General features: G+C 44.5%; 15 protein-coding genes, 1 other RNA gene and 1 pseudogene. 13 read left to right on the top strand and 4 right to left on the bottom strand.

Going from position 1 to position 18785, the window contains the following annotated elements; genetic code table 11:
* The first annotated feature begins 57 nt into the window (after nt 1-57).
* From ACERC8_RS03165 to nox, 4 genes are all read left to right on the top strand, one after another.
* Nucleotides 58-1590, top strand: coding sequence for an ABC transporter ATP-binding protein (locus ACERC8_RS03165; protein ID WP_373658454.1), 1533 nt, complete (start codon nt 58-60; stop codon nt 1588-1590).
* Nucleotides 1583-2644, top strand: a complete 1062-nt coding sequence (locus tag ACERC8_RS03160; protein ID WP_373658453.1) for an ABC transporter permease — start codon at nt 1583-1585, stop codon at nt 2642-2644. The genes ACERC8_RS03165 and ACERC8_RS03160 overlap by 8 nt, the downstream gene beginning before the upstream one ends.
* 1 nt (nt 2645) lies before the next feature.
* Complete coding sequence (locus tag ACERC8_RS03155; RefSeq protein ID WP_373658452.1) at nt 2646-3593, top strand: ABC transporter permease; 948 nt, start codon at nt 2646-2648, stop codon at nt 3591-3593.
* Between the two features lie 295 nt (nt 3594-3888).
* Nucleotides 3889-5256 (top strand): H2O-forming NADH oxidase, encoded by a 1368-nt coding sequence (gene nox / locus ACERC8_RS03150; protein ID WP_373658450.1) that lies wholly within the window; start codon nt 3889-3891, stop codon nt 5254-5256.
* A gap of 415 nt (nt 5257-5671) precedes the next feature.
* On the opposite strand, the gene ssrA is transcribed toward nox, so the two are convergent.
* Nucleotides 5672-6018, bottom strand: a transfer-messenger RNA (tmRNA) gene (ssrA, locus tag ACERC8_RS03145).
* Nucleotides 6019-6098: 80 nt separating this feature from the next.
* Between ssrA and ACERC8_RS03140 the strand changes: the two genes are divergently transcribed.
* Both ACERC8_RS03140 and ACERC8_RS03135 read left to right on the top strand, forming a co-directional pair.
* Nucleotides 6099-6698, top strand: coding sequence for a TVP38/TMEM64 family protein (locus ACERC8_RS03140; RefSeq protein ID WP_373658449.1), 600 nt, complete (start codon nt 6099-6101; stop codon nt 6696-6698).
* Between the two features lie 12 nt (nt 6699-6710).
* Nucleotides 6711-7090, top strand: a pseudogene (locus tag ACERC8_RS03135) (PH domain-containing protein).
* A gap of 29 nt (nt 7091-7119) precedes the next feature.
* On the opposite strand, the gene ACERC8_RS03130 reads toward ACERC8_RS03135, so the two are convergent.
* Complete coding sequence (locus tag ACERC8_RS03130) at nt 7120-8313, bottom strand: cation diffusion facilitator family transporter (protein ID WP_373658448.1); 1194 nt, start codon at nt 8311-8313, stop codon at nt 7120-7122.
* 99 nt (nt 8314-8412) lie between these two features.
* On the opposite strand from ACERC8_RS03130, the gene pcrA reads away from it, so the two are divergent.
* Nucleotides 8413-10689 (top strand): DNA helicase PcrA, encoded by a 2277-nt coding sequence (gene pcrA / locus ACERC8_RS03125; RefSeq protein WP_373658447.1) that lies wholly within the window; start codon nt 8413-8415, stop codon nt 10687-10689.
* 115 nt (nt 10690-10804) lie between these two features.
* On the opposite strand, the gene ACERC8_RS03120 is transcribed toward pcrA, so the two are convergent.
* Complete coding sequence (locus tag ACERC8_RS03120; protein WP_373658477.1) at nt 10805-11320, bottom strand: Gx transporter family protein; 516 nt, start codon at nt 11318-11320, stop codon at nt 10805-10807.
* A gap of 266 nt (nt 11321-11586) precedes the next feature.
* On the opposite strand from ACERC8_RS03120, the gene ACERC8_RS03115 reads away from it, so the two are divergent.
* The 5 genes from ACERC8_RS03115 to ACERC8_RS03095 all read left to right on the top strand — a co-directional run bounded on the left by ACERC8_RS03115 (nt 11587) and on the right by ACERC8_RS03095 (nt 17332).
* Complete coding sequence (locus ACERC8_RS03115) at nt 11587-13470, top strand: FAD-dependent oxidoreductase (protein WP_373658445.1); 1884 nt, start codon at nt 11587-11589, stop codon at nt 13468-13470.
* Nucleotides 13471-13731: 261 nt separating this feature from the next.
* Entirely contained in the window at nt 13732-14703 is a 972-nt protein-coding gene (locus ACERC8_RS03110) for a polyprenyl synthetase family protein (RefSeq protein ID WP_373658444.1), read from the top strand.
* Between the two features lie 61 nt (nt 14704-14764).
* Nucleotides 14765-15292 carry an FMN-binding protein gene (locus tag ACERC8_RS03105; protein WP_373658443.1) on the top strand — a complete coding sequence of 176 codons (528 nt, stop codon included), beginning with the start codon at nt 14765-14767 and terminating at the stop codon, nt 15290-15292.
* Nucleotides 15293-15345: 53 nt separating this feature from the next.
* Complete coding sequence (locus ACERC8_RS03100) at nt 15346-16386, top strand: FAD:protein FMN transferase (RefSeq protein ID WP_373658442.1); 1041 nt, start codon at nt 15346-15348, stop codon at nt 16384-16386.
* On the top strand, nt 16376-17332 hold the full coding sequence (locus ACERC8_RS03095) for a 1,4-dihydroxy-2-naphthoate polyprenyltransferase (protein ID WP_373658441.1): 957 nt from the start codon (nt 16376-16378) through the stop codon (nt 17330-17332). Before ACERC8_RS03100 ends, ACERC8_RS03095 begins: the two co-directional genes overlap by 11 nt.
* A 30-nt stretch (nt 17333-17362) precedes the next feature.
* On the opposite strand, the gene ACERC8_RS03090 is transcribed toward ACERC8_RS03095, so the two are convergent.
* Nucleotides 17363-17770 carry a NusG domain II-containing protein gene (locus tag ACERC8_RS03090; RefSeq protein WP_373658440.1) on the bottom strand — a complete coding sequence of 136 codons (408 nt, stop codon included), beginning with the start codon at nt 17768-17770 and terminating at the stop codon, nt 17363-17365.
* A gap of 144 nt (nt 17771-17914) precedes the next feature.
* Here ACERC8_RS03090 and efeO point away from each other — a divergent pair, with 144 nt between their 5' ends.
* On the top strand, nt 17915-18778 hold the full coding sequence (gene efeO / locus ACERC8_RS03085; RefSeq protein WP_373658439.1) for an iron uptake system protein EfeO: 864 nt from the start codon (nt 17915-17917) through the stop codon (nt 18776-18778).
* The last annotated feature ends 7 nt before the right edge of the window (nt 18779-18785 follow it).

Genomic DNA, 18785 nt, shown 5'->3' with positions numbered 1-18785 from the left:
TATCATCGTTTTGATAGGTTTTACTGAATTATAATGTTTGGATGAAAGGAAAACGATATGGCACAACCTGTCATTGATATGCGTGAAATTACCAAGAAATTTGGTGATTTTGTTGCAAACGATCGCATCAATCTTCAAGTCAAAAAAGGCGAAATTCATGCCTTATTGGGTGAGAACGGTGCTGGTAAGTCAACGCTCATGAACATGCTAGCTGGTCTCTTACAACCGACTAGTGGTGAGATTGTGATTAACGGCCAGCCTGTTGTCATCGATTCACCTTCTAAATCAGCTCACCTAGGTATCGGGATGGTTCACCAGCACTTTATGCTTATTGAAGCTTTTACGGTTGCTGAAAATATTATCTTAGGCAATGAAGTTGTTAAAAACGGTGTGCTTGATTTGAAACAAGCTCATAAGGAAATTAAAGCTTTGTCAGAAAAGTATGGCTTGGCTGTTGATCCAGAAGCCAAAGTTGCAGATATTTCTGTTGGAGCACAACAACGTGTAGAGATTTTGAAAACCCTCTATCGTGGTGCTGACATGCTCATTTTTGATGAGCCAACAGCAGTTCTGACTCCCGCTGAGATTCAAGAATTGATGGTTATCATGAAAAATCTGGTCAAGGAAGGCAAGTCGATCATTTTGATTACCCATAAGCTTGATGAGATCCGCGCGGTTGCAGACTGCGTGACGGTTATTCGTCGTGGTAAATCCATTCAAACAGTTGATGTGGCCGGGGCTTCTGCACAAGATTTAGCTGAAATGATGGTCGGACGCTCAGTTTCATTTAAAACTGAAAAACAAGCAGCACAGCCTAAGGACGTTGTCTTGTCTATCAAGGATTTAGTTGTCAATGAAAATCGTGGTGTCCCTGCTGTAAAGAACTTGTCTCTGGATGTACGAGCTGGAGAGATTGTTGGTATTGCAGGGATTGATGGTAATGGACAGAGTGAGTTGATTCAAGCTATCACAGGTCTTCGTAAGATTAAATCAGGTAGTATTACGATAAAAGGGCAAGAAGTCTCAAAAATGACGACCCGCCAAATCACAGAGCTCAGTGTTGGTCATGTTCCTGAGGACCGTCATCGTGACGGATTGATTCTTCAAATGACATTAGCTGAAAACACCGCTTTGCAAACTTACTACAAAGAACCGCTTAGCAAAAATGGTGTCCTTAACTACAATAAAATGAATGAGTACGCTAGAAAGCTAATGGCTGAGTTCGATGTCCGTGGAGCAAATGAATTGGTGCCTGCTAAAGGTTTTTCAGGTGGTAACCAGCAAAAAGCCATTATCGCTCGTGAAGTGGATAGAAACCCTGATTTGCTGATTGTTAGCCAACCCACTCGTGGACTTGATGTTGGTGCGATTGAGTATATTCACCGTCGTCTCATTGAAGAACGTGACAAAGGCAAGGCTGTTTTGGTGGTGAGTTTTGAACTGGATGAAATCCTTAACCTATCTGACAGAATTGCAGTTATCCATGATGGTCAGATTCAAGGTATTGTCTTGCCAGAAGACACCAACAAGCAAGAATTGGGTATTTTGATGGCAGGTGGTCGTATTGAAAAGGAGGCAAACAATGTCTAAAAAAACGCAACAGATTGCTGTACCTCTGATTTCGGTACTGATGGGTCTGATTTTAGGGGCTCTGATTATGCTGCTCTTTGGCTATGATCCTATCTGGGGTTATGAAGGGCTGTTCCAGACAGCATTTGGTAGCTTGAAGAATATCGGTGAAATTGTTCGTGCGATGGCGCCTCTGATTTTAGTGGCACTTGGCTTTACAGTAGCTAGCCGAGCAGGCTTCTTTAATATCGGTCTGTCTGGTCAAGCCTTTGCGGGCTGGTTAGCGGCAGGCTGGTTTGCTTTAGCTTTCCCAGACCTGCCACGACCGCTGATGATTTTCTTAACCGTTGTGATTGGTATGATAGCTGGGGGCATTGCAGGGGCTATCCCTGGTATCTTGCGGGCATTTCTCGGCACAAGTGAAGTTATCGTTACCATCATGATGAACTACATTATCCTTTATTTTGGGAACTATGCTATTCAACAATTGATGGCAGAGCCGCTTAAAAAATCCATTGATTCAACCGTTGCTGTTTCTGCTAATGCGACTTACCGCTTAGAGTGGCTGTCAAGTTTCACCAATAATTCTCGTGCTAACTTAGGCATTTTCCTTGCCTTGATTGCGGTGGCGATTATTTGGTATTTGCTCAACAAGACAACCGTTGGTTTTGAGATTCGCTCAGTGGGACTTAACCCCTATGCCAGTGAGTATGCAGGTATTTCCTCCAAACGAACCATCATTCTCTCAATGATTATCTCAGGTGCTTTGGCGGGATTAGCTGGTGTTGTTGAAGGTCTAGGCACTTTTGAAAACGTCTTTGTTCAATCAAGTTCATTGGCCATCGGATTTGATGGTATGGCTGTCAGTCTTCTGGCAGGTAACAACCCAATCGGCAGTATTTTTGCAGCTTTCTTGTTCGGTACTTTGAGTGTCGGCTCTCCTGGTATGAATATTGCAGGCATTCCACCGGAAGTAGTTAAAATTGTGACAGCTTCTATCATTTTCTTTGTCGGAGCTCACTATGTGATTGAGCGTTACATCAAGCCTAAAAAAGCAGTAAAAGGAGGGAAATAAGATGAATATGTTTGCAATTTTAGTTCCGTCAATGCTGGTTTATGCGGCGCCTCTCATTTTAACGTCCATTGGTGGCGTCTTCTCCGAGCGCTCAGGCGTTGTCAATGTTGGTCTTGAAGGAATCATGGTTATCGGTGCCTTTACAGGTATTGTCTTTAATCTTGAAATGGCGGAGAATTTGGGGAAAGCGACCCCTTGGATTGCCCTCTTAATGGCAGGAGTTGCAGGACTAGCATTCTCACTAATCCACGCGGTTGCTACGGTTAATTTCCGTGCTGACCATGTGGTTTCAGGGACTGTCTTAAATCTAATGGCACCAGCCTTAGCCGTTTTCTTGACTAAAGTTTTCTATGGCAAAGGTCAGACAGATAACATTAGACATGCTTTTGGTAAATTTAATTTTCCAGTACTAGCAGATTTGCCAGTGATTGGAGATATTTTCTTCAAAAACACTAGCCTTGCAGGATATCTAACGGTTGCTTTTGCTTTCGTGGCTTGGTATATCCTTTATAAGACGCGATTTGGATTGAGATTACGTTCAGTAGGGGAACACCCACAAGCAGCAGATACCTTAGGGATTAACGTTTATTTGATGAAGTATCTAGGCATCATGATTTCAGGCTTCCTTGGTGGTATGGGCGGTGCCTTGTATGCACAATCTGTCTCTGTTAACTTTGCCGTAACAACCATACTGGGTCCTGGGTTCATTGCGCTAGCAGCCATGATCTTTGGTCGTTGGAATCCAATTGGGGCGATGCTCTCTAGTTTGTTCTTTGGTTTATCACAAAGTTTAGCAGTTATTGGCGGGCAAATATCATTCTTGTCAAAAGTTCCGACGGTCTATTTGCAGATGGCTCCGTATCTCTTGACAATTATCGTTCTTGCTGCTTTCTTTGGTAAAGCCGTTGGACCAAAAGCAGGCGGTGTCAATTATATCAAATCAAAATGATAATAGTCATCATAAGACCAGTGAGACACGCCGGTCTTATGATGCTATTTTTTCTTATTACTGTTAGGTCATTCCAGATAAATCCAACAAGAAAACAATATGAGCTAAAACCTTCTTTAGTAGTATTTGATTGATTTATGATTCCGGAAAGTTACAAATTTCACAAAAACTTGGATAAAAATCTTGATTTTTGTTAATTTAAGGGCTTTCAGAGAAAAAACTTGAAACTCTTTGTGAAGTATGCTATAATAGTTATTGTAAATGATTACATAAAATGAGAAAGAGGAATTTACACATGGCTAAAATCGTTGTTGTCGGTGCTAACCACGCCGGTACATCAGCTATTAACACTATCTTGAACAACTATGGCGATCAAAACGAAGTAGTTGTTTTCGACCAAAACAACAACATCTCATTCTTGGGATGTGGTATGGCGCTTTGGATTGGTAAACAAATCTCAGGTCCAGAAGGTTTGTTCTACTCAGATAAAGAAACGCTTGAATCAAAAGGCGCTAAAGTTTACATGGAGTCACCTGTTGAGTTCATCGACTACGATAAAAAAGAAGTGCATGCTATTGTCAACGGTGAAAAACATGTTGAGAGCTATAACAAGTTGATCCTTGCGACAGGTTCACAACCAATCTTGCCTCCAATCAAAGGTGCTGAAATCCAAGAAGGTTCACGTGAGTTCAAAGCAACTTTGGAAAACTTGCAATTCGTAAAACTTTACCAAAACTCTGCTGAGGTTATCGAAAAACTCAACAACCCAGACATCAAACGTGTAGCTGTTGTTGGTGCAGGTTACATCGGTGTTGAGTTGGCTGAAGCCTTCAAACGCCTTGATAAAGAAGTTATCTTGGTTGATATTGCTGAAACATCACTCGGTGGTTACTACGATTCAGAATTCACTGATTTGATGAACAAAAACCTTGAAGAAAATGGTATCAAGTTGGCATTTGGTCAAACTGTACAAGCCGTGGAAGGCGATGGCAAAGTTGAGCGTTTGGTGACTGACAAAGAAACTTTCGATGTTGATATGGTTATCTTGGCTGTTGGTTTCCGTCCAAACACTGCCCTTGGAGATGGTAAGATTGAACTCTTCCGTAACGGTGCCTTTGTGGTTAACAAAAAAGGTGAAACCAACATCCCTGATGTTTATGCCATTGGTGACTGTGCAACTGTTTATGACAACTCATTGCAAGATACAAACTATATTGCTTTGGCATCAAACGCAGTCCGTACAGCTATTGTTGCAGCACATAATGCTTGTGGTACTGAGCTTGAAACAGCTGGTGTTCAAGGATCTAACGGTATCTCTATCTTTGATCTCAAGATGGTATCAACTGGTTTGACACTTGAAAAAGCTAAACGCTTCGGATTCAATGCTGTTGCAACTGACTTTGAAGATTTGCAAAAACCAGAATTCATGGAACACGATAACCATGATGTGAAAATCCGTATCGTTTACGATGCTGATACTCGTGTTATCTTAGGTGCACAAATAGCTTCTAAAGAAGACATCTCTATGGGTATGCACATGTTCTCACTAGCTATCCAAGAGCAAGTAACCATCGACAAGTTGGCTCTTCTTGATATTCTCTTCTTGCCACATTTCAATAAGCCATACAACTACATCACCATGGCAGCTTTAAGTGCGAAATAAGATTTTAAATTATTATTGCCCTTAAATAAATTAGCGAAACGCTAAAATTTGGAGAGAACTAAATTAGTTCTCTCCTTTTTATTATTATTCACTAAGTAAGACATAGCTGAACGCTCCAAAGTGCCTGAGCCTTGACAGTTGTAAAACGTGAGTTGCAGATCATCTCTATTCCCTAATGAGTTGATGTCATCAGCTTTTATAGCTCTGACGATAACCCGATTAAGCCCCACTCTATATGATGTTAGACAAGGTATTTAGAGACATCTGTTATTAAGCACGAAACAGTCGAACTGACAGAACCGACTGTTAAACCGTGATAGATGACATTTTAAAATATTGCAAATTAGCAAGGTAAAAACTAAAGACGCTGCTTTAACAACGTCTTTAGCTATTCTAAAAAAATTTTAAGAACTTATTATGGAGCCGGTGGGAGTCGAACCCACGTCCAAACACCTGCTAACATATTCGTCTACAACCATAGGTGGTGTTTTGCTTTAACTAATCGCCGACACACCACTCAGGCCTGCGACTAGCGAGTTTCTAAATCTCGTTGACAAGCACGAAACCTCTCTTGTCAACCAGCTTACTAGATTAAGACCTCAGGTTGCCGTAAGCAAACAGCCGTCAGTCACGCTTGCAGGTTATTAAGCTGCGAGAGCGTAAGAAGTGTTATTTTTTGCAGTTATTTTTAACTGAGCGTTAACGTCGCCACACGAGTTGCAGAACATGCCTCATAATGCCTGTCGAATCCGTAACGACCCCGAAAATTATGTTGCTTACAACATTGTAACATAAACAGTAAAAAATAGCAAAATAAAAAGGATTTTGGTATGATAGAATCCATGTATAAACGATTACAGCAATTTTTCCAGATTTTAGGTATTTTAGCTCTGGTAGGATCAGCAGTCATGGTTATCTGGCTCTTTAAGCAAGGGATCCTCAATGATAGCAATGCGTTCAAAGATTGGGTCTTACAGTACAAATTACTTGCTCCTGTTATTTTTATTCTCATTCAAATCGTTCAAATCGTTATTCCAATCATTCCAGGTGGGGTCACGACAGTAGCAGGTGCCTTGGTTTTTGGTCCAATATGGGGCTTTATTTACAACTATACAGGTATTGTCATCGGTAGCATTTTGCTATTTCTCTTGGTTAAGAAATATGGCAAAGCTTTCATTTTGTTATTTGTTAAAGAAAGTGAGTTCAACAAGTACGAGAAGAAGTTAGAGAGTAAAACGTATGAATGGTTCTTTATCTTCTGTATGGTCTCTCCTGTCTCACCAGCTGATATTATGGTGATGATAACAGGCTTGACTAAGATGAGCTTACGACGATTTACGACCATCATCCTTTTGACAAAACCCTTTTCTATTATCGGCTACTCTGTGCTGTGGGTGTATGGTGCAAAGTTACTACAGTATTTAATTCATCTATTCAAATAAAAGGAGCTAACAATGGGATTATTTTTAGGACTTTTAGGCAATGCGTCCCAACGTGACAACGATAAGGTCGAGCGCGACTTAGCAGACATTCTCATTCCAAACGAACAGGTACACCTGGCTTTTAGCCTGATTCGAGACTTGATTGTGTTTACAGAGAAACGTTTAATTTTAGTGGATAAACAGGGAGTAACTGGGAAAAAGTCTCTTACAAGTCCATTCCGTATCGTTCCATTTCACGTTTTACTGTTGAAACCTCTGGTCATTTTGACCTTGACTCTGAGTTGAAAATTTGGATTTCCTCGGCAGCAGAACCGGCTGAAATTCTCCAATTCAAGAGCGATAACAGTGTCATCCAGATTCAACAAGCCGTGGCAGAAGCTGTTTTACGATGACGCTATATGAAATCCCTCGCTAAGGTTACTTAACGAGGGATTTGTGTTACCTGATGAAACATCAGTTGCCAGGTTTCATGCCGTCGCCAGAGGGAGCTGTGATGACAGCCGTCCAGCTCGTAGGTCAGGAGTTTGGTTTTCTGACTGATAGAGACTAGTTCAATAGCCGTCATGTCGTTGCCAATAGACGGTTTATCATGGTCAAAGTCTCTTGCTGAAAGGACTTGACCAGTATAATCAACATATCTAAATTCACTTGTCAACAAGTTCTCGTAATCTGGGATTTTAGAGAGGACAGTTTTTTCCAGTTTAATGAGCTTGTGGTAAACATTCTCGTAGACTTCGTCCTCAGGAACAGGAGAAGGCTCGACGTGAATGTCAATGTCGTAGACACCAAACTGGTCACGTAGGAGCTGCTCGACCTGTTCAGTTACCTCATGGCTCTCGTAAACCGATAGGTCGGGGTGCATTTCCAGCACAATATCCAGATACACATTCGAACCGTAGGTTCGACCCCTTTGGGATTTGACTGCCAAAACCTTAGGCAACTGGAGGATAGCCGTTTCGTACTGAGTCAGGTGCTGGTCGTCAAAGCCGTCCGACAAACTAAAGGTAGCGCGGCTGAAGATCTCATAGGCGGTTTTGAGGATAAAAAGCGTGATAACCAAGGCAACGAGTTTGTCGAATAGGGGAAACTTGAGGGTTGAGGCGACAATAGCTAAGCTGGTTCCAAGCGAAGTCACCGCATCTGAGAGGTTGTCCTTGGCAGCAGCTAGGAGTGAGCCCGACTTTAGGGATTGAGACAGGTGTTTGTTATAGCGGTAGAGGGCAAACATGACGCCAGCTGAGACCAAGCCGACCAGACTGCCTAGAGGGTCAGCTGTCACAGGGCTGTCAGCGACAATGTCTCTAGTTGTTTGAACCAGAACCTGAACCCCCACCACAAACATCAGAAAAGAAGTAACCAGACTGGCCAAATCTTCAATCTTCCAGTGCCCAAATTTATGGTCACCGTCGGCTGGTTTCTGTGCCATTTTTAGTCCGATGAGGATGGCCAAATTTCCCAGAATGTCTGAAAGGTTGTTAAAGCCATCGGCAATCAATGACGATGATGTTAACCAATACCCAGCGGTCAATTTGCTGATCGCTAAAATGAGATAGGTCACAATGCTAATCAGCGGTCCACGCTCCGCTAACTTGAGGTTCTTACTAGGATGTGTCATGAGACTATTATAGCACGAAATGACGCAAATCGCTTGTGCCATTCTTTTTTTCCTGTTGGAAATGTGCTATAATTTTCAAGACAAAGAAATGAGGATAATATGAACCCATTATTAAACGGAATGAATGACAAACAGGCAGAGGCTGTGCAGACAACGCAAGGACCGCTCTTGATTATGGCTGGGGCTGGCTCTGGTAAGACCAGGGTATTGACCCATCGTATCGCTTATTTGATTGATGAGGTCGGTGTAGCACCTTGGAACATTCTCGCCATCACCTTTACCAATAAGGCCGCACGCGAGATGAAAGAGCGTGCTATGGCCCTCAATCCAGCGACAGCGGATACCTTGATTGCCACTTTTCACGCCATGTGCGTGAGAATCTTGCGCCGTGAGGGAGACAAAATCGGCTATGGTCGCAACTTTACCATCGTTGATCCTGGTGAGCAGCGGACGCTGATGAAGCGTATCCTCAAACAGCTCAATCTGGATCCGAAAAAATGGAATGAACGCGCGATTTTAGGTACCATTTCCAATGCTAAAAATGATTTACTGGATGACAAGGCCTACGAGATGCAGGCTGGCGATATCTACACACAAATGGTCGCCAAGTGCTACAAGCTCTATCAGGCTGAACTGCGCCGCAGCGAGGCTATGGACTTTGATGACCTGATTATGGTGACCCTGCGCCTCTTTGACGAACAACCTGAGGTGCTCAGCTATTACCAAAACCGTTACCAGTATATCCACGTGGACGAGTATCAGGACACCAACCATGCTCAGTACCAGCTGGTTAAGCTCTTGGCCTCTCGTTTTCGCAACATCTGTGTGGTCGGAGACGCAGATCAGTCCATCTACGGCTGGCGGGGTGCGGATATGCAGAATATCCTAGATTTTGAAAAGGACTATCCTGAGGCTAAGGTGGTGCTCCTGGAGGAGAACTACCGCTCAACCAAGACCATCTTGCAGGCAGCTAACGAGGTCATCAAAAATAATCGCAATCGCAGGGACAAGAAACTCTGGACGCAAAATGATGACGGCGGCAAGTTGGTTTATTATCGGGCGCGTGATGAGCATGAGGAAGCAATTTTTGTCGCTAGCCAGATTGATCAAGCTGTCAGACAGGACGGCAGGTCTTTCAAGGATATGGCTGTGCTCTATCGGACGAATGCCCAGTCTCGTACCATTGAGGAAGCCCTGTTAAAGGCCGATATTCCCTACACCATGGTCGGCGGCACCAAATTCTACAACCGTAAGGAAATACGAGACCTCATCGCCTACCTTAATGTCATTGCTAACCCGGCCGACAACATGAGCTTTGAACGGATTGTCAACGAACCCAAGCGTGGTGTGGGGCCGGGCACGCTGGACAAGCTCCGCGATTTTGCCTATCCAGCTGGCCTATCCTTGCTGGAGGGGGCTAGTCAGGTTATGCTATCTGGCATCAAGGGCAAGGCCGCTCAAGCTCTCTTTGAGCTGGGTAATCTCTTGCTCAACCTCCGTGACCGATTAGACAATTATAGTTTGACTGAGTTAGTGGAGACCGTTCTTGACAAGATAGGTTACCTGTCCGCCCTTGAGTTACAAAATACGCTGGAGAGTCAGGCAAGGGTAGAAAATATCCGAGAATTTCTCTCGGTGACTAAGAACTTTGACGACAAGGAAGAAACGACAGAAGAGATAGGGATTGATAAACTCAGTCGCTTTCTCAATGACTTGGCCCTGATTGCAGACACCGATGATGGCGACAGTCAGAGCGCTGAGGTGACCCTCATGACCCTTCATGCGGCCAAGGGACTGGAGTTTCCGCTGGTCTTTCTTATCGGCATGGAGGAGGGCGTCTTTCCGCTCAGTCGTGCGACTGAAAACCCTGAGGAGCTGGAGGAGGAGCGCCGTCTAGCTTATGTCGGCATCACTCGAGCTGAGACTCAGCTTTACTTGACCAACGCCAACGCCCGCACCCTCTTTGGTAAGCTGGGCTACAACCGTCCTAGTCGCTTCCTTAACGAGATTTCAGCGGATCTGCTGGATTATCAGGGACTGGCACGTCCAGCCCACACGTCTTTTATTGCCTCTTCTGCAAATGGCGGAGCAACCCAGTTTGGTCAAGGGATGAGTTTATCTCAAGCCTTGCAAACTCGCAAAGCTCAGGCTCGCCCAGCCACCTTCGGACAGCCTGTTCGACCAAGTGTCGGTCAGCCAGACACCAACGCAACTGATTGGCAGGTGGGAGATGTTGCCATTCACCGCAAATGGGGGCAAGGTCTAGTGCTTGAAGTCACGGGCACAGGCAGCAACCAAGAACTCAAAATCAAGTTCCCAGAAATCGGTCTCAAAAAACTGCTCGCCAGCCTAGCACCGATTGAGAAGAAAAACTAATCTCATAAAGAAAAAACCGAGACAGGTTCGCAGGGCTGACTGGCAGTTATGCGAATCTATCTCAGTTTTTTTGTAGAGTACATCCTTACTAATCAGCTATTTTCCTAAAAAATAACTACAGCCAAGTCTTGGCTAGTTCAGGATAATAGGTGCGTAGAGGTGCAATTTTTTTGAGGAGGAAGTGACCAGCTAGACCAACGACAAATCCTGAGAGGATACCTGAAAAAGCTAGGATAGGGAGGTAGTTCAGCGGGGCAAAAGATCGCGCTAAGATTGAGAAGACCAGGAGTTGCCCAAGATTATGAAGTATCCCACCTAAAGTAGAAATCCCGATTAGGCTGACCCGTCTTGGTCCTAGCTGTTTGCTAGCCAGCATACCCAGGTAGCTGAGTAGGGTTCCGGCCAAGGCATAAAGAAAGCTAGAAAAGCCCCCAGCCAGAAGAGTAGAGACACCTAGCCTCAGGCTGATTACCTTAAAACTGTCTTTGGGACTGAGACTAAAAATGGCGATTAAGCTAATCAGGTTACCTAGACCTAGCTTGGCTCCAGGTGCAAAGGCAAAGGGAGCTGGGATAGTCCGCTCAACTAGACTGATAATCACTGCCTGTGCTGCCAACATGGTGATAAACATGGTTTTGTTAATAGATTTGGTCACGTCAGTCCTTTCTAAAACTATTATTACTTAAAATTATTCTTACTTTAATACTAACTCTTTTGAGTCAAATAGGCAAGTGAGGATTGTTGTGGAAGTTGAGCGTATATTGAAAGTAAGATAAAAAAAGCCCATTATTATTCTCTAAAACTCCTATTATTAGGCTTGGTCGAAATATTTCCCTTGCTCTTTCTTGAGAACCTGCTATAATAGAACTTATCAATAGTTAGAGAGGATTTTTCCCAATGAAACGGATTGTTATTGTTGGTGCTGGCTATGCTGGTGTTTCAGCTGCTCGCCATTTAGCAAAGACCTTTAAGAAAAATCAAGATATCAGCATCACCTTGATTGACAAGAATCCCTTTATGACCTATATGACTGAGCTTCATGAAGTAGCAGCTGGTCGGGTGGAACCTGATGCGGTCAAGCATGATCTACAACGAATTTTCAAAAAGTACCCCAAAGTTGATCTAGTGACCGACAAGGTGACCAAGGTTGACTATGATAAGAAGGCAGTTCTTGCTGAGCACGGCACTTTTTCTTATGACTACCTGCTCTTAGCTATGGGGGGTGAAGCCAATGACTTCGGCACACCTGGTGTTAAAGAGAATGGTTTTACCCTCTGGTCTATCGAAGCAGCGGAAGCCCTGCATGCCCAAATCATTGATGCCTGCTACCGCGCAAGCCGTGAACATGACGAATCCAAACGCCGTGCCCTCTTGACCTTCACTGTTATTGGGGGAGGCTTTACAGGGATTGAGATGATTGGTGAGCTGATTGATTGGGTACCAATCTTGGCTAAACAGTTCCGTTTGGACGAAAAAGAATTTTCTCTCAAATTGGTTGAAGCCACACCAAACATCTTGGCTATGGTGACTGAGGTGGAGCGTGAGAAGGCGACCAAGTACCTGACGAAAAGAGGTGTTGAATTGATTTTGGCAGATGGGGTAACGTCTGTTGACAATCATCAGCTCAATCTGGCGTCAGGTCGTTCCATCCCAACTTATACATCAATTTGGACAGCTGGTGTTCAGGCCAATTCAGATACTGAAAACTTCAACATCAGTAAAGGGCGTGCTGGACGTCTCATGGCTAACCAATGCATGGAAGCCTTGGACAAGGAAAATGTTTATGTGGCTGGTGACTTGGTCTACTATGAAGATGCCAGTCAGGAAGGGCGACCAGTACCTCAGATTGTTCAAGCAGCTGAGCAAACTGGGCATACCGCAGCTAGCAACATTGCAGCAGCCATTACCGGAGGGGAAAAACACACTTTCGAAGGCAAGTACGATGGTTTCATGGTCTCTATCGGTGCCAAATATGCCGTGGCTTACCTCAATGACAAGTACCACCTGTCAGGCTTTATGGCGACCCTGGTCAAGCATCTGGTCAACCTAGTTTACTTCTTCAGTATCAGCTCCCTCTACAACATGGTGACCTATACCCGTCACGAGTTCTTTGATGTCAAAAACCGTCGTAACGTCTTTGGTGGCCATTTGTCCAGCAAAGGCAATCGTCTCTGGCTAGTGCCTTTGCGGGTCTTCTACGGTAGTGTCTGGCTTTTTGAAGGCTTGAAAAAAGCTTTTGGTCTCTTCGGCACAACCTCGTGGTTGGGAGACAAGGTGGTCTTTCCATTTCCTTGGTTGCAAGAGACAGTTTCAGGTGCTTCTCAGGCAGTGGAGGCAACAACCAGTGCCTCAATGGCAGCAGCAGAAGTGGCTGAGCCAGTCTTTAGCCTGAGCTACACTTACGGCGAAACCCCGATGACGGTCTTTGAACAAATGCCAGATTGGTTTGCGTCCATTATGGAATTTATGATGCCTAATCAAGAAGTAGCTCTTCTCATGCAAAAATTCATGGTCTTCGTTGAGATTGCCATCGGTTTGGCTCTGATTGCTGGTCTCTTTGTTTGGTTGATTTCTGCAATAACCGCTGGTATGGTGGCTATGTTCAGCCTGTCGGGCATGTTCTATTGGGTAAACATCTGGTTTATTCCAGTTGCTATCGCCCTCATGGGTGGCGCTGGTCAAGCCTTTGGTCTGGACTACTGGGTAATGCCTTGGCTAGGTAACCAGCTAGATCGCCTCCTATACGGTAAAGAACGCCACATTTATGGGCAGAAGAAATAGTTTATGGATTACCTTTGGGAAATAGCAGAGCAATGCGTTTTCTCAACCAGAATAAGGATAAAAAGAAAATGTAAAAAGGTTAGGACAAGGTTCCTGACCTTCTTAGGTTCGCGGTTAATGAAATAAGACACAGGGGGAAGAATTGGCAAGTTATTCTTATCTTTTCACCCCGAGTAATCGAGCAAGGGGTGAAAAGATGAAATACTATCTCTGGCCCCTCACTCCCTCTGCAAGCGACAAGAGACGAAAGGAGAGGTTATTATGGTTCACCCGATTTGGGATGATTTTCCTCAGGTTCAGGCTGGGCTGATTAAGGTTCGTCAGATTATGCTGGATGAATCTAAGGGTTTGCCTGGTCTGATTGGACAGGAAGTAGCACGTTATATCACCGCTCCTGGTAAATACCTGAGGTCTGGTCTAATCCTCCTGGTCGCCTTGGAGTTGGATGGAGAGTTAAGGGAAGGGCGTTACTACCTGGCTGCTGCTTTAGAACTCTTTCACTTGGCCACCCTGGTGCACGATGATGTGATTGATGGGGCCAGTTACAGAAGAGGCATTGAAGCCCTGCATCAGGTAACTTCTAATCGCTTAGCCATTTACACAGGAGATTACCTCTTAACTAAGGCGGGACATTTGGCAACCAAGGGATTACAACTGCTTGGTCTGAAAGAATCACCAGACGGTCTTAAAGATCGGCTGATTGATGGGGTTTTAGTTGGTGAAATCCGTCAACTCCTCAATCACTACAATCTCCAAATTACCTTCAAAGACTACCTCAAACAAATCCAAGGTAAAACAGCTCTGCTATTTTCCTTAGCCTGTCAAGGTGGTAGTCTGAGAGTGGGAAGTAGTCCTCGTGAGCTCCAGTTAGCCCATCAGGCAGGACGGGCTCTGGGGATGGCCTTTCAGCTAGCGGACGACCTCTTAGATTATGAGCAGGCTTTAGGTCAGTCAGGTAAACCTCGGTTTCAGGACGTGCAAAACGGTATTTATACGGCTCCAATCCTCTATGCCTTTGTTGGTTATCCTGATTTTAAGGGCTGGATAAATGAGCGACAAAAACACGGTTGGTCAGAGGAAGATTTGCAGATTTTGATGGATAAACTGGCAACCAGTCAGGCTCTGGAAAAAACGAGAAGGTTAAAAATAGCTTATTTGGCTAAGGCCGAACGAGCTTTCAAGGAATTGGGGATATCCTCACAGTCTTTGGCAAAATTGTCGAAAAAAATTTGACAATTTTATCACGATATGGTAACATTAAGTAGTAAAAAAACAAATAGAAAAGGGAACATACATGTCTAAAAAATGGTTTTTAAACAGTGCTCTTGTTTTGGCTGCTAGCTTGACGCTGGCTGCTTGTGGTGCTAAGAAAGAAGAAACTGCCGCTACATCTTCAGAAGCAAGCTCATCAGTGGTAGCTTCAAGCTCAGCAGAAGCAACATCAGGTGCAACTAACGGCACTCTTGTTGATGGGACTTACACAGCAGAAGGTGCTGAAGCAGATGAGCACGGTTGGAAAATTACTCACACGATTGTTGTTAAAGACGCTAAAGTAGTTGAGTCTAAATTCGACTACATCAACGCTGAAGGTCAACTTAAAAGTGAGAGTGCTGAGTATAACACCAACATGAAAGATAAAGTTGGCGTTTCTCATGCAGAAGCTATCGAGAAACTTAACGCTGGCGTTGTTGCAACACCAGGTCTTGAGAACATCGAAGTAGTTTCAGGCGCAACAACCATCTCTAACGACTTCAAAAAATCAATTGCTGAGTTGATTGCAGCTGCTAAAGAAGGCAAAACTGAGACTATCATCATCAAATAATTGTCAAGAAAGTCCTCATTTGAGGGCTTTTCGCCTATCAAAGAAAGGATCTTATGAAACGCTTTTTTGTCCTTGTAGGTCTGGTTTTGACCCTCTTGACCGCCTGCCAGACCAAAAACACTGACGGTCTGACCGTCACCAAAACACCCCTGACCCGAACCGAGTCCCTCCTTCACACCGTCGTCACCCTTAGCATCTACCACGAAGGTCTAGAGGAGGTTATGGAGGAAGCTTTGGCTGAAATAGCAGAGCTTGAAAGCCTACTCTCCACTAATTTAGAAACGTCCGACATTTACAAGATTAATCAGGCTGCAGGTAAAGAGGCTATTAAGGTGGATTCGCGCACCTTTAGCCTGATAGAAGAAGCTATTGAGGTCTCTAAGACCAGCCAAGGTCGTTTTGACATCTCTATCGGGGCTATCAGTCAGCTCTGGCGAATTGGGTCAACTGAGGCCAGAAAACCATCGGATGAAGAAATTACTGAAGGGCTAAATCATATCGACTATCGAAAAATTGAATTAGACAAGACCAACCAGACCGTAAAAATTCCAGCAGGCATGATTTTGGAGCTGGGAGCCATTTCTAAAGGCTTCATTGCTGACCAGATTAGAAATCTTTTTGTCAAGAAAGGCATCACAACAGCCGTCATCAATCTAGGAGGTAACGTCATTGTTATGGGTAGCTCTCCCAACAATCCTGACGGCTGGAAGATTGGTGTTCAAGACCCTGACGAAATCCGTGGAGCAACGGTTGGCAGTGTGCTTCAGACCGACAGCTCTATTGTGACTTCTGGCATTTACGAGCGGTATCTGGAAGTGGATGGGGTTCGATATCACCATATCCTTAATCCTAAAACGGGCTACCCGATTGACAACAGTATCTCCGGCGTAACGGTCTTTACCAAGTCATCTACCCAGGCTGATGCTCTCTCTACGAGTCTCTTTGTCATGGGCTTAGAGGAAGGACTTGCCCATATCAACCAACTGGACGATGCGGAAGCTGTTTTCGTTGACAAGGACCACGGAGTTCATGTTAGTGATGGTCTGAAAAACACCTTTGAATTAAGCAACGAGGAGTATCACCTTGCCAACTAAAACCAAATTAACCCTACCAATTTTTTTAGAGTTTGTGGAACTTAAGACCAAAGTGGCTAGTATTTTCCCACTGATCATGGGCTTGCTCTGGTACCGTTACTGGTACGGTCAGCTGGATTGGCTCAATACCTTTTTGTTTAGCCTAGCGGTCTTGACTTTTGATTTGACGACCACTGCCATCAACAATACGATGGACTATAAGAAGGCTAAGGACATACTCTATAAAACAGAAGATAATATCATTGGGCGACATCGGCTCGATTATAATCGAATGGTCCAAATTATCTTTGGTCTTTTAGGCTTAGCAACTGCCTTATCTCTGGTCTTGGTCTGGCAGACGGACTGGTTGCTCCTGCCTATGGGTATGGTTTGCTTTTTGATTGGGATTTTCTATACCTTTGGTCCTCTGCCCCTGTCTCGCCTGCCTCTGGGAGAAGCTTTTTCTGGAGTGACCATGGGTTTTGGCATCTTCTTTTTGGCCAATTATGTCCAGTACCCAACCTACTTTGTCCGCAGTGGCTGGGTGGATGGTTTCTTCAGCTTGCAAGTCAATGTCAGGCCTCTCGTTGAGCTAGCCTTAATCAGCTTGCCTCTGGTGGCCTTGATTGCCAATATCATGCTTGCCAACAATATCTGCGACTATGAACAGGATGTGCGCAATCACCGTTACACCTTGGTGCATTACTTGACCCCGGACCGCTCAGTCAAGCTCTATCAAATGTTGTCCGCTCTGCCTTGGGTGAGTTTTCTTTTAGCTGTTCTGCTAAGGCTGTTACCTTGGTGGAGCTTGCTTATCTGCTTAGCTATTCCCTTGCACCTGAGCAGTATCAAACGTTTTTCAGCCAATCAGGTCAAACGGGAGACTTTTATAGAGAGCATAAAGAGTTTTGTGCTTTGGAGCGGGCTCTATGTGCTGGTCTTGCTGATTGCTGGACTGTTTCGTTAAGAAGAAAAAGCCCTAGTTTGGGCTTTTTTGCTATCGCGGTAAAATAAGCTCATCCTCGCTAGCCTGACCTTGGATTTCGATGAGAAATTGGTGGGGCAGGCAGACCAGAACTTGTCCAGCCTGGCTAATCCATCCAGTCCGAACAGCAATCTGATCAGGACTGTTGTCTTCCTTGACCCGAATCCGCCCGCTGTCGATTTCGACAATATTATACTGACCAGGATTTGGGGTATAGGTGATGGTCTGATTGGTGCTGTCAGCAGTCAGGTCGAACTGGTCAACAATTTCACCCTTAATTTTGACAACAGCAACCAGGTTAGCTGGTTGCGGGTGTTGGGCTTTCCAGAGAGTAATAAACCAAGGCGATAGGCTGATTAGCAGGGTTACCCCAATTAAAAGATAGTCATAAGGTTTGAAATGTTTAAGAATGCTTTTCATTTCTTTATTTTACCAAAAAGCCAGGCAAAGGTCACGATAGAAGAGAGTGGAGATAGCTTATTTTATAACAGTTCTCATATTTGAGAAATGGTTTACAAGCCTCGTTCCTATCCGTTATAATATAAGCATTAGAAAGAGGTTACAATGAAGAATATTTTGCGTTATTCCCTATTGGCAGTAGCTACCCTTAGCCTTGCAGCTTGTGCTCAAAACAGCCCGACGGCAACATCTCCCTCGTCTGGTCAGACGGTTGTCCTAAATAATCAAGACCAGTTAAATCAGATTACTAAGGACTATCAGGCTTTTGTTGAACAGCAAATCGACCAGCTGCTGACGGATACCGAAAAATGGGCGGAGCTCTTAAAAGCGGGCAAACTTGAAGAAGCTAAAGCGCATTATCCCATTATCAGGATGGCTTATGAACGGAGCGAACCGATTGCAGAGAGTTTCGGTGAGCTGGATGTTCGAATTGATTTCCGTTTGGTAGACTATGTCGATGAGAATAACACGGAGGAGGGCTGGTCTGGTTTTCACCGTATCGAACGCATTCTCTGGGAAAATAACACGACCGAGGGAACGGTCGAATACGCTGACCAGTTGGTCAAAGACATCAAGGAACTCCGTGCCAAGGTATCAACAGTTGATGTGACTCCAGACATGATGACTACGGGAGCGGTTGATTTGCTCAACGAAGTTGCCACAAGCAAGATAACCGGTGAAGAAGAAATCTACTCGCATACCGATCTGTACGACTTCCGCGCCAATATCGAGGGAGCAGAAAAGATTTTTGACCTCTTCCGTCTGCTCTTACAAGAAAAGAATTCTGACCTTGTTAAAGAGTTGGAGGCTCGATTTGCATATGTACATGCGCTACTTGACAGCCACATGACGGATGGTACCAACTACAAATCCTATACTGACTTGACCAAGGAAGACACACGTGCCTTGTCAGAAGCGGTCACGAAGTTAGGTGAACCCCTATCTCAAATGGGGATTGTCATTGAATAGGAGACAT

This window comes from Streptococcus sp. E29BA (genome assembly GCF_041807805.1).
Classification (GTDB): Bacteria; Bacillota; Bacilli; order Lactobacillales; family Streptococcaceae; genus Streptococcus; species Streptococcus entericus.
Note: the sequence above shows the minus strand (reverse complement) of the source record. Positions and strands in the feature narration are given on the sequence as shown.

Bases quoted from the DNA above. Each gene is read 5' to 3' on its own strand.
- ACERC8_RS03165 (WP_373658454.1), top strand. From the start codon at position 58: ATGGCACAACCTGTCATTGATATGCGTGAAATTACCAAGAAATTTGGT.
- ACERC8_RS03160 (WP_373658453.1), top strand. From the start codon at position 1,583: ATGTCTAAAAAAACGCAACAGATTGCTGTACCTCTGATTTCGGTACTG.
- ACERC8_RS03155 (WP_373658452.1), top strand. From the start codon at position 2,646: ATGAATATGTTTGCAATTTTAGTTCCGTCAATGCTGGTTTATGCGGCG.
- nox (WP_373658450.1), top strand. From the start codon at position 3,889: ATGGCTAAAATCGTTGTTGTCGGTGCTAACCACGCCGGTACATCAGCT.
- ACERC8_RS03140 (WP_373658449.1), top strand. From the start codon at position 6,099: ATGTATAAACGATTACAGCAATTTTTCCAGATTTTAGGTATTTTAGCT.
- ACERC8_RS03130 (WP_373658448.1), bottom strand. From the start codon at position 8,313: ATGACACATCCTAGTAAGAACCTCAAGTTAGCGGAGCGTGGACCGCTG.
- pcrA (WP_373658447.1), top strand. From the start codon at position 8,413: ATGAACCCATTATTAAACGGAATGAATGACAAACAGGCAGAGGCTGTG.
- ACERC8_RS03120 (WP_373658477.1), bottom strand. From the start codon at position 11,320: ATGTTTATCACCATGTTGGCAGCACAGGCAGTGATTATCAGTCTAGTT.
- ACERC8_RS03115 (WP_373658445.1), top strand. From the start codon at position 11,587: ATGAAACGGATTGTTATTGTTGGTGCTGGCTATGCTGGTGTTTCAGCT.
- ACERC8_RS03110 (WP_373658444.1), top strand. From the start codon at position 13,732: ATGGTTCACCCGATTTGGGATGATTTTCCTCAGGTTCAGGCTGGGCTG.
- ACERC8_RS03105 (WP_373658443.1), top strand. From the start codon at position 14,765: ATGTCTAAAAAATGGTTTTTAAACAGTGCTCTTGTTTTGGCTGCTAGC.
- ACERC8_RS03100 (WP_373658442.1), top strand. From the start codon at position 15,346: ATGAAACGCTTTTTTGTCCTTGTAGGTCTGGTTTTGACCCTCTTGACC.
- ACERC8_RS03090 (WP_373658440.1), bottom strand. From the start codon at position 17,770: ATGAAAAGCATTCTTAAACATTTCAAACCTTATGACTATCTTTTAATT.
- efeO (WP_373658439.1), top strand. From the start codon at position 17,915: ATGAAGAATATTTTGCGTTATTCCCTATTGGCAGTAGCTACCCTTAGC.